Source organism: Nocardia sp. SSK8 (genome assembly GCF_037034205.1).
GTDB lineage: Bacteria > Actinomycetota > Actinomycetes > Mycobacteriales > Mycobacteriaceae > Nocardia.
Genome location: NZ_JBAGKD010000018.1, coordinates 86150 through 95960 on the forward strand (window position 1 = coordinate 86150; position 9811 = coordinate 95960).

8 protein-coding genes are annotated in these 9811 nt (G+C 71.7%); 1 reads left to right on the plus strand and 7 read right to left on the minus strand.

Features of this window, described 5'->3' with window-relative positions:
• The 6 genes from WA675_RS25785 to WA675_RS25810 form a co-directional block, all read right to left on the minus strand.
• Positions 1-549, minus strand: a complete 549-nt coding sequence (locus WA675_RS25785) for a Na+/H+ antiporter subunit E (RefSeq protein ID WP_336087831.1) — start codon at positions 547-549, stop codon at positions 1-3.
• Positions 546-2141 (minus strand): Na+/H+ antiporter subunit D, encoded by a 1596-nt coding sequence (locus tag WA675_RS25790; RefSeq protein ID WP_336087833.1) that lies wholly within the window; start codon positions 2139-2141, stop codon positions 546-548. Before WA675_RS25790 ends, WA675_RS25785 begins: the two co-directional genes overlap by 4 nt.
• A complete protein-coding gene (locus tag WA675_RS25795; protein ID WP_336087834.1) occupies positions 2138-2521 on the minus strand; it encodes a Na(+)/H(+) antiporter subunit C in 384 nt (127 codons plus the stop codon). The genes WA675_RS25790 and WA675_RS25795 overlap by 4 nt, the downstream gene beginning before the upstream one ends.
• A complete protein-coding gene (locus tag WA675_RS25800; protein WP_336087835.1) occupies positions 2518-5307 on the minus strand; it encodes a Na+/H+ antiporter subunit A in 2790 nt (929 codons plus the stop codon). Before WA675_RS25800 ends, WA675_RS25795 begins: the two co-directional genes overlap by 4 nt.
• Positions 5308-5432: 125 nt before the next feature.
• Positions 5433-6707: a hypothetical protein gene (locus WA675_RS25805; protein ID WP_336087836.1), complete on the minus strand. Its 1275-nt coding sequence runs from the start codon at positions 6705-6707 to the stop codon at positions 5433-5435.
• 39 nt (positions 6708-6746) lie between these two features.
• On the minus strand, positions 6747-8987 hold the full coding sequence (locus tag WA675_RS25810; protein WP_442945719.1) for an AAA family ATPase: 2241 nt from the start codon (positions 8985-8987) through the stop codon (positions 6747-6749).
• Positions 8988-9084: 97 nt separating this feature from the next.
• Between WA675_RS25810 and WA675_RS25815 the strand changes: the two genes are divergently transcribed.
• Positions 9085-9453 (plus strand): hypothetical protein, encoded by a 369-nt coding sequence (locus tag WA675_RS25815; protein ID WP_336087839.1) that lies wholly within the window; start codon positions 9085-9087, stop codon positions 9451-9453.
• Here WA675_RS25815 and WA675_RS25820 read toward each other — a convergent pair.
• Entirely contained in the window at positions 9450-9797 is a 348-nt protein-coding gene (locus WA675_RS25820; RefSeq protein ID WP_336087844.1) for a UBP-type zinc finger domain-containing protein, read from the minus strand. The genes WA675_RS25815 and WA675_RS25820 overlap by 4 nt on opposite strands.
• Positions 9798-9811: the final 14 nt, after the last annotated feature.

Consider the following 9811-nt stretch of genomic DNA (forward strand, 5'->3'; position numbering starts at 1 on the left):
TCACACCTCCGGGGCGGGGTCGAGGCGGCGGCGCCTGCGGGGGCGCTCGAAGGTGTCGATCATCAGGCCCTCCAGCCGCCGGGTGATGCGATAGAACTTCTCCACCGCGGCCTCGCTGCCCACATCCAGGACGTGCACGTAGACGACACAGCGCGGCCGGTCCAGCTCCAGCACCATGGTGCCGGGGATGAGATTGAGCAGGTCGGTGCACATGACCAGCACCAGATCGGACCGGAAGGCCAGGTGCACCCGCAACACCCCGGAGACCGGCGGGCCCGCGGGCCGGATACCGAACCAGGCCACCTGCAGGCTCGATTCCAGCGCGTAATAGACGCTGACGACCACCAGTTTCAGGAACGGCACCGGATGGAACCACCCGGCCACCGGGATCAGCGGCAGCGGTAGCGCGAACACCACGACCACCGCGACCACCAGCCCGGCGACCACATTGGCGATGCTCAGATCGCCCCACAGCGCCACCCACACGATGGTCAGCCAGACGAGGATGCCGACGCGGACGGCGTTGTCGCGGGTGATCAGTCGGCTCATCGCGGCTCCGGTCCCAGTACCGAGTCGATGTAGACCGACGGGTCGTGCAGGTCGTCGGCCGCGCGTTCGGCGATGCCGAGCACCGGCCCGGCCAGCACGGTCAGGGCGAGCCCGGCGGCGATCAGGCTGATCGTGGCGACGGTCATCAGCACCGGCATGCGGCCGGGATCGGTGCGGTCCTCGTAGTGCACATCGGTCGAGTCCTCCACCAGGGTGGGCAGATTCGCGGCGGTGAGATGTCCCTCGGGTGCCTCGGCGCGGGGGCGCCAGAACGCCTTGCTCCACACCCGGGCCACCGCGTACAGGGTGAGCAGGCTGGTCACCACCGAGCCGCCGACGAGTGTCCAGGCCAGCACCCCGCCGTTGGCGGCACCCGCCTCCAGCAGCGCCACCTTGCCGATGAAGCCCGAGAACGGTGGGATACCACCGAGATTCAGCGCCGGGACCAGGAACATCACCGCCAGCAGCGGACTCGCGGTGGCCAGCCCGCCGATCCGGCGCAGCGACACCGACCCGGCCTGGCGTTCGATCAGGCCGACGGTCAGGAACAGCGCGGTCTGCACCAGGATGTGGTGGGCCACGTAGAACACCGCGCCGGTGAGCCCGGCGACGGTGGCCAGGCCGACGCCGAACATCATGTAGCCGATATGGCTGACCAGGGTGAACGAGAGCAGGCGGCGGATGTCGTTCTGCGCGATGGCGCCGAGGATGCCGATCAGCATGGTCGCCAGCCCGCAGACCAGCAGGATGTTGTCGAAGGCGCCGTCGGGGAACCACAGGCTGTGCGTGCGGATGATCGCGTACACACCGACCTTGGTGAGCAAACCCGCGAACACGGCGGTCACCGGGGCGGGCGCGGTGGGGTAGGAGTCGGGCAGCCAGCTCGACAGCGGGAACACCGCCGCCTTGATCCCGAACGCCACCAGCAGCACCGCGTAGCAGGCGGTCCGCACGCCGTCGGGGATGGCCGCTAGCCGCATCGCCAGTTGCGCGAGATTCAGGGTGCCGGTGGCGCCATAGGTGAGCGCGATGCCGATCAGGAAGATCAGCGACGACACCATCGAGACCATCACGTACGCGATGCCGGTGCGGATGCGCTCCTCGGTCGCGCCGACGGTGAGCAGCACGAACGAGGCGACCAGCAGCACCTCGAAACCGACGAACAGGTTGAACAGGTCACCGGCCAGGAACGCCTGCGCGACACCGGCGGTCAGCACCAGGTAGGTGGGCCGGTAGATGGAGGTGGGCTGGTGCTCGTCGCCGTCGGAGATGTTCTGCCCGGCACCGTAGATCGACACCACCAGCAGCACGAACGCCGAGACCAGCAGCATGGCGGCGCTGAGCCGGTCGACCACCAGGGTGATCCCGATCGGCGTCGGCCAGCCGCCCACCTGCACCGCGGTGGTGCCGTCGCGGTCGGCCAGATAGAGCAGCAGCGCGCTGATCACCAGCACGCTGGACAGGGCGGTCAGCGAGATCAGCGATTGCAGGCGTGGGCGGCGGCCGAAGATCAGCGTGGCCGCGGCGCCGAGCAGCGGGACGAGCACCGGCAGGGCGGCGAGGGCGGGCAGCAGTTCCGGGGACAGGGTCACTGTTCGGGGTCCTCCGGTTCGCGGCGGCGGGCGACCTGGGTGTCCTCGGGGTCGTTGGTGACGTCTTCGGTGGTGGTCAGCATGTAGGAGCGATAGGCCAGCGCGAGCACGAACGCGGCCAGGCCCATGGTGATCACGATGGCGGTCAGGATCATGGCCTGGGCCAGCGGGTCGGCCATGCCCTCGGTGGAGGTGCCGGAGCCGTCCAGGATCGGTGGTTTGCCGTCCGGGCCGCCCATGGTGAGGATCAGCAGGTTCACCGCGTTGCCGAGCAGGATCATCCCGAGCAGCATCTTCGATACCACCCGCTCGAGCAGCAGGTAGACACCGCAGGCGGTGAGCGCGCCGATGGTGATCAGCAGAACCAGGTCGGCGGTCATCCCAATTCCTTGTCCAGGCGGGCGCCGAGGCTGCGCAGCACGTCGAGCACCAGCCCGACGACGACCAGGTAGACGCCGAGGTCGAAGAACGTGGCGGTGACCAGCTTGATGTGGCCCAGCAGCGGCAGCGTCACCTCGATGATCGACGAGGACAGCGGCGGCGCGCCGAGCAGCAGCGAGGCGGTCGCGGTGCCCGCGGCCAGGGTCAGGCCCGCGCCGAGCAGGTGTCCGGCGTCGACCGGCAGGGCCTCGCCGAGTTCGTAGCGGCCGCCCGCGAGATAGCGCAGGGTGAGCGCGAGCCCGGCGATCAGGCCACCGGCGAAGCCGCCGCCGGGGGCGTTGTGCCCGGCGAAGAAGAAGTACACCGACAGCACCATGATGGTCGGGAAGATCAGTCGGGTGGTGATCTGCAGGACCATCGAGCGTTCGCGCCGGTCGACCAGGCGGGCGGCGGGCAGCCAGGAGACCAGGTCGGGGTCGTAGTGGGGTGAGTCGGCCGCGCGGGGGGCGCTGCCGAAGCGGCGGCTGCGGAACACCAGCGAGGCCACACCGGTGGCCGCGACCACCAGCACCGAGATCTCGCCGAGGGTGTCCCAGGCGCGGATGTCGACCAGCAGCACATTGACCGCGTTCTTGCCGCCGCCGAGGGTGTAGGCGGCCTCCGGGATGCCGCGCCAGATGGGTTCGGCGCGGCGCGCGGCGGTGGCGAAGGCGGCCAGCACGGCGACGGTCACGCCGACGCCGATGGCCAGCAGCGCGCGGCGCACCTTGAACGCGGTGGCGTCGTCGTCGGCGATCTCGGCGGGGAAGGCCCGCAAGACCAGCACGAAGACCACCAGCGTCAGTGTCTCGACCAGGAATTGGGTCAGGGCCAGGTCGGGGGCGCCGTGCAGGGCGAAGATGACACCGCAGCCGTACCCGGTGACCCCGACGCAGAGCACGCTGGCCAGACGGTTGCGCAGCACGGTCGCCGCCAGCGCCATCGCGATCATGATCGCCCCGACCCCGGCCTGCAACGGCGAATCCCACAGCCGCAGTTCCACTCCGGTGCGGGTGCCGACGGCGAGTAGCACGGTGGGCAGCGCGATCAGGGTGCCGAGGATGGCGGCCTGGCTGGCGGGCAGCGAGCCGGACTGCACGGTGCCGGTGATGCGCATCGAGAGGCGGTCCATCGCGCGCAGCGCGCCGTCGTAGGCGCGGTCGGCATTGCCCAGGCGCGGGTGCGCCGGTTCGCCGATCCGGTTGCGGATCAGGAACAGCGCGATACCCACGGCGACGATGAGCACCGTCAGCATGAGCGGCCAGGTGAGGTCGTGCCAGAGCGCGAGATGCAGGTCGAGCGTGCCGGGCAGGGTGGCCGCGTACGGGCTCAGCCAGCGATCGATGGTCTGGGTGCTCAGGCCGCCCGCCAGCCCGGCCACCGCGAGCACCGCGGGCGGGCCGAGCAGCAGCGCGCCGGGCGCGTGCCAGGGGCGCTCCGGCGCGGGTTCGGTGTTCGTGTCGAAGGCGCCCCAGACGAACCGGATGCTGTAGGCCACGGTGAACGCCGAACCCAGGGCGATGCCGGTGAGCAGCGCGAGCCGGGCCGGGGGACTCAGGTTCTCGGCCGACCACACCGCGGTCAGGGCCGTCTCCTTGCCGACGAACCCGAGCAGCGGCGGCAGTCCGGCCATGCTCAGCGCGGCCGTCACCGCGATCGCGCACAGCACCGGCGCGCGTCGGCCCAGCCCGGACAGTTCGCGCAGATCACGCGTCCCCGCACCGTGATCGATGATGCCGACCACCATGAACAGGCAGGCCTTGAACAGCGCGTGCGCCACCAGCAGGGTGATGCCCGCCAGGGCCGCGTCGGGGGTGCCGACGGCCATCATGGTGATCAGCAGACCCAGCTGGCTGACGGTACCGAACGCCAGCACCAGCTTCAGATCGTGCACCTGCGTGGCCCGCCAGCCCGCCAGCAGGATCGAGGCCACGCCCAGCGGAAGGATCAGCGCGTGCCACGGCGGGATCTGCGCGAAGGCCGGTGCCAGCCGGGCGATCAGGTAGATACCGGCCTTCACCATCGCGGCCGCGTGCAGATAGGCGCTGACCGGGGTGGGCGCGGCCATCGCGCCGGGCAGCCAGAAGTGCAGCGGCACGATGGCCGACTTGCTCAGCGCGCCGATCACGATCAGCACCACGCCCACCGACACCGCGCTGCCGGTCGGCGGCGACTGCGCGGCCAGCACGTCCGAGAACAGGAAACTGCCGTACCGCATCCCGATGATGACGATCCCGACCAGCATGGCCAGCCCGCCCGCCCCGGTCACCAGCAGTGCCTGGATGGCCGCGCGCCTGCTCACCGCGCGTTCGGCGTAATGGCCGACCAGCAGGAACGACAGCACCGTCGTGATCTCCCAGAACACGAACAGCAGCAACATGTTATCGCTGGTGACCAGCCCGAACATGGCTCCGGCGAAGCCCATGAGCTCGGCGGCGAACACGCCGAGGCGGGCTTCGTCCCGCGCGAAATAGCGTCCGCAGTAGGCCATGATCAGCGCGCCGATGCCGAGCACCAGCGTGCACATCACCGCCGCGAGGGAGTCGAAGCGCAGATCGATGTCCATCGAGATCTGCGGCGCCCACTCGATCCGGGTGGACACGGTGGTGCCCCAGTGCGCGAGCACCCAGCCGAGACTGCCCAGCGGAACCAGCGCCAGGAGATAGAAGGCGTTGCGGCCCAGGACCCGTACGCACAGCGGGGCCACCAGCGCGGCCAGCGCGTGGACGAGCAGTACGGCGAGCAATCCCCCTCCGGCGGGTCGTTAGCGGTCGGATAGCGCGTGCTCGATCCTACGGGCGATCACGGCCGGTGGCAGGGTAGGAGGGTTGTCGCGTCGGCCATGTCGCGGAGGGTTCGGCTATGGCCCGGTTACGATTCGGCGGTGCGCGCCGGGGCGATCGGGCGGATCCGCAGCAGCAGCCACACCGCCGCCGCGGCACCCGCGGTGATGGCCAGCGCGGCCCGGCCGGGGATGCTCGCGTCGACCGGGGTGCCGCCGATCGGCCAGTTGCGCTCCCTGGTCGGGATCACCCACAGGACCGTCGGCAGATACAGCGCGCCGAGCCCGAGCACCGCGCTGGGCAGGTAGCCGACCCGGACCGCGCCGAAGGCGTACCCGGTGACGAAGGCCAGCAGCGTGATCCCGAACGCCCAGGCCAACGTCCACGGCAGATGTTCCTCGATCGCGGCGTACCCGCACAGCGCCGCCGCCCCGACCAGCACCAGCCACGGCGAGGACCACCGCAGCCCGATCAGCACCCCGGCGACGCCCAGCGCCAGCACCAGACCGAAGTACCAGCCCATGTGCTGGGAGTCGGCCAGCGTGTCGGCCGCGGCGGACAGGCTCACCGCCACCAGTACCCAGGTGCCGTCGCGCGCGGGCAGCAGCAGCGCGGCGACGAACGCGGCGATCACCGTCACCGCGACGGCGATGCCGATCTGCCAGGAATTGCCGGTGCGCCCGTCGAATTCGTGCGCGAGCCATTCCGAGGCCAGCAGCACCGCCAGCGCCAGCACGGTGGCGGCGATGATCGGGGTGATCGGCAGATCGGCGGCGATGCGCGGCAGCGCGGGCAGCATCACCCCGTGCCGGTGCCGCAGGGTGGCCACCACCAGCAGCGTCACCGCGGCCAGCACCAGCCAGGCCGGGGTGGACACCGACTTGGTGGCGGTGAGGGTGTTGGTGCTGAACGCCGAGATGGTCTCGCCGTAGACGAACACCATCACCGTGCCGACCGAGAATCCGACCGCGGGCCAGCGCCGCCGCAGTGAGCACACCGCCAGCGCGCCGAACAGCGCGCCGCCGCTGAGCGCGTCGATGTAGTTCTGGGTGGTGAGCACGTCGGCGTTGGAGATGGCGCGGCCGACGAAATAGTTGATCGCCAGCACCGCCGACGCGCAGGCGGCGGTCAGCCAGACCAGGCCGGGCCGGTTGAGCGGGCGCACCAGCACCGCCACCACCACGGCCACGATCAGTCCCAGCGCGGCCGCGCGCGGCACGCTGTTGACCAGGCTGGTGACGCGATAGGGCGAGCCCACCGCGGTGGCGGTGGCGAAGGTGAAGGGCAGGAACAGCGCCATACCCGCGGCCGCGGCGCCGGAGAAGGCCGTGACCGCGTCCAGACCATCCCCAACTCTGGGCACCCTGCGACGATACCGGTGCGACCCCCGCGAATCCGGGATCTAGGCCCTGGCCTCGGCGTAGCGGCGCAGCGACTCGACCTGGGCCGGGTCCAGCGACGGGCGCACGGTGCCGCGCGCGGTGGCCACATCGGCGGCGGTGACGTCGGCCGCGGTCATGTCGCGGCGCAGCGCGGACAGCGCGGCCTCGCGCAGCAGGGCCGCGCAGTCGGCGGCGGAGTAGCCGTCCAGGTCGGTGGCCAGCGCGGCCAGGTCGACGTCCTCGGCCAGCGGCACCGAGCGGCCCGCCGTGCGCAGGATGTCCAGGCGCGCGTCGGCGTCCGGCGGCGGCACGAAGACCAGCCGTTCGAGCCTGCCCGGCCGCAGCAGCGCGGGGTCGATGAGCTCGGGCCGGTTGGTCGCGCCGAGCACCACCACATCGCGCAGCGGTTCCACGCCGTCGAGTTCGGTGAGCAGCGCGGCGACCACCCGGTCCGAGACGCCGGAATCGCTGCTCTGGCCGCGGCGCGGGGCCAGCGCGTCGACCTCGTCGAGGAAGATCAGCGAGGGTGCCGAATCGCGGGCGCGCTGGAACAGCTCGCGCACCGCCCGCTCCGAGGAGCCGACCCACTTGTCCATCAGCTCCGCGCCTTTCACCGCGTGCACGCTGAGCTGGCCGGTGCCCGCGAGCGCGCGCACCAGGAAGGTCTTGCCGCAACCAGGCGGGCCGTAGAGCAGCACCCCGCGCGGCGGGTCGATGCCGAGGCGGGCGAAGGAATCGGGATGCCGCAGCGGCCAGAGCACCGCCTCGGTGAGCGCCTGTTTGGTCTCCACCATGTCGCCGACGTCATCGAGATCCAGCGAGCCGATCGCCAATTCCTCGGTGCCCGAACGCGAGAGCGGGCGGATCACCTCGAGCGCGCCGACCAGGTCGTCCTGGGTGAGTTCGGGATCGGTCTGGTCGCGGCTGGCCCGGCCCGCGGCGCGCACCGCGGCCTCGCGGCACAGCGCGGCCAGGTCGGCGACCACGAAACCCGGGGTGCGCGCGGCGATCGCGTCGAGATCCAGGTCGGCGGCGGGGACCTTGCGCAGCAGGTGTTCGAGCAGGGCGCGCCGCACGGTGCCGGTCGGCAGCGGCAGCGCCAGTTCGCGATCGCACAGATCGGGGGCGCGCAGGCGCGCGTCGACCTGGGCGGGATGGGCGGTGGTGACCAGCAGCGCCACGCACGGCGCGCGCATGGCGGCGCGCAACTGGTCGAGGATGAGGGTGGCGACCGGCTCGGGTTCGGCGGGCAGCAGCGCGTCGACATCGGTGATCAGCAGGATCCCGCCCTGTCCGGCGCCCACATCGGCGACGGCCTCGGCCACCGCGCGCAGCCGGGTGCCGCTCTCGGTCGCGCCCACCCCGGGCCCGTCGAGTTCCACCAGCCGTCGCGGCGCGGCCACCGCCCTGGCCAGCGTGGCCTTGCCGACCCCCGCGGGCCCGGTGACCAGCACGCCGAGATGCGCGGGCGCGCCGAGCGTCTTGAGCAGCTCGGGTTCGTCCAGGGCCAGGCTCAGCCATTCGGCCAGCTTGCCCGCCTGCCCCTGCACCCCGGCCAGCTCCTCGACCGCGATCGGCGCGTTGCCCGAGGTCACCGAGACCGCCGTCGGCCCCGGCTGATCCGGTTCGCTGTCGCGTTCCACCGCGTGCAGGGCCGCGGCCGGACCGCTGCCCCAGCCCACCGCCGAATTGGGCTGCACGCTCACCGGACCCGGCATCGGCTCGATCCCGGTGACGGTGAGCAGCTCGGTGGTCCAGGCGATGCCGAAGGTGCGCGAGAGCGCCTGGGTGGCCGCCGCCGAACTGATGTCGGGGCCGAGATCGCGCGGCAGCAGCGAGACCGTGTCACCCACGGTGACCACCTTGCCCAGCAGCGCCTGCCGCAGCGTGGCCGCGGGCACGCTGGCCATGGCGTGCGCCGAGCCGCTGAGGGTGAGCTGCTTGGCACCGTAGACCGTCACCGGCGCGACGGTCACCGCCGCGTTCTCCCGCAGCCCCACATTCGACAACGTCACGTCGTCGAGCAGGGCCACCCCGGGCGGACTGCCCGCGGGCGCCTTGGCCACCACCGCCGCGGTCCGCCGGGCGCCGATCAGCGCGATACCGTCCCATTCGCGCAGGCCGAGCGCGGTCAGCGTCTCGGGGTGCAGGCGCACCACCCCGCGCCGGGCGTCGGCCGCCGAGGGATTGAGCCGGGCGGTCAGCGAGAGTTCAGCCACCGTGCCATTCTGCCGCCGCCGGGCCCGATGCGCCCGGATCATCAGGAATCGATTGGCTCATGCCAAGGCCGAAGTCGGTACAGTGCACCGGACGCGCCGGAGGTGCCGGCGCCGCGATCTACCCGGGGAAGTCATGCCGATGAACCGAATCTCCCTCGCCGTCCTCGCCGCCGGGGCGCTCACCCTGACCTTGGCCGGGTGCGGTTCCGGTGACGACTCCACCGACGCCAGCGGCCTGCGCAAGGGCAACCCGTCGGCGAGCGTCTCGGCGACCACCACCACCGCGGCCCCCACCACCCAGGCCGCCGCGGGCGGCATCACCTGCGCCGAGTTCAAGACCCTCGACTCCGAGGGCGAGAAGGCGGCCATCGCGAAGATCCTCGCCGACAACCCCGGCGGCCCGTTCGAGGGCAGCCCGAACGTCGCGCTCGGCACCGCCAAGCTGGTCTGCCTCGCGCCCGGCAACGCCGACAAGACCGTCGCCGAGGCCGCCGGTCTCGCGCCCTAGTGGATCAGTGACTGCCAGTTCGCGGGCACCCGATCGGCCGGTCCTGGCACGGACTGCCCGATCGGGTGACTGGTCGGCGCCGCGAGCTCGGGCCCACCGCTGTACATCTCGCTGGTGGTGAAATTCCAGAACCATTCCTCGCCGGGCTCGTAGCTCTGCACGAACGGATGCCCGGTCGAGGCGAAGTGCTTGCTCGCGTGCTGACTCGGCGAACTGTCACAACACCCGACATGCCCGCACTCGGCGCACCGCCGCAGATGCACCCACCACCCGCCCGCCGCGGTGCACTCCGCGCACCCCGGCCCACTCGGCGCCGCACTCACATCGATCCCGTCCTCCGACATTTCGACCTCCGTTA

Bases quoted from the DNA above. Each gene is read 5' to 3' on its own strand.
- WA675_RS25785 (WP_336087831.1), bottom strand. From the start codon at position 549: ATGAGCCGACTGATCACCCGCGACAACGCCGTCCGCGTCGGCATCCTC.
- WA675_RS25795 (WP_336087834.1), bottom strand. From the start codon at position 2,521: ATGACCGCCGACCTGGTTCTGCTGATCACCATCGGCGCGCTCACCGCC.
- WA675_RS25810 (WP_442945719.1), bottom strand. From the start codon at position 8,987: ATGATCCGGGCGCATCGGGCCCGGCGGCGGCAGAATGGCACGGTGGCT.
- WA675_RS25815 (WP_336087839.1), top strand. From the start codon at position 9,085: ATGAACCGAATCTCCCTCGCCGTCCTCGCCGCCGGGGCGCTCACCCTG.
- WA675_RS25820 (WP_336087844.1), bottom strand. From the start codon at position 9,797: ATGTCGGAGGACGGGATCGATGTGAGTGCGGCGCCGAGTGGGCCGGGG.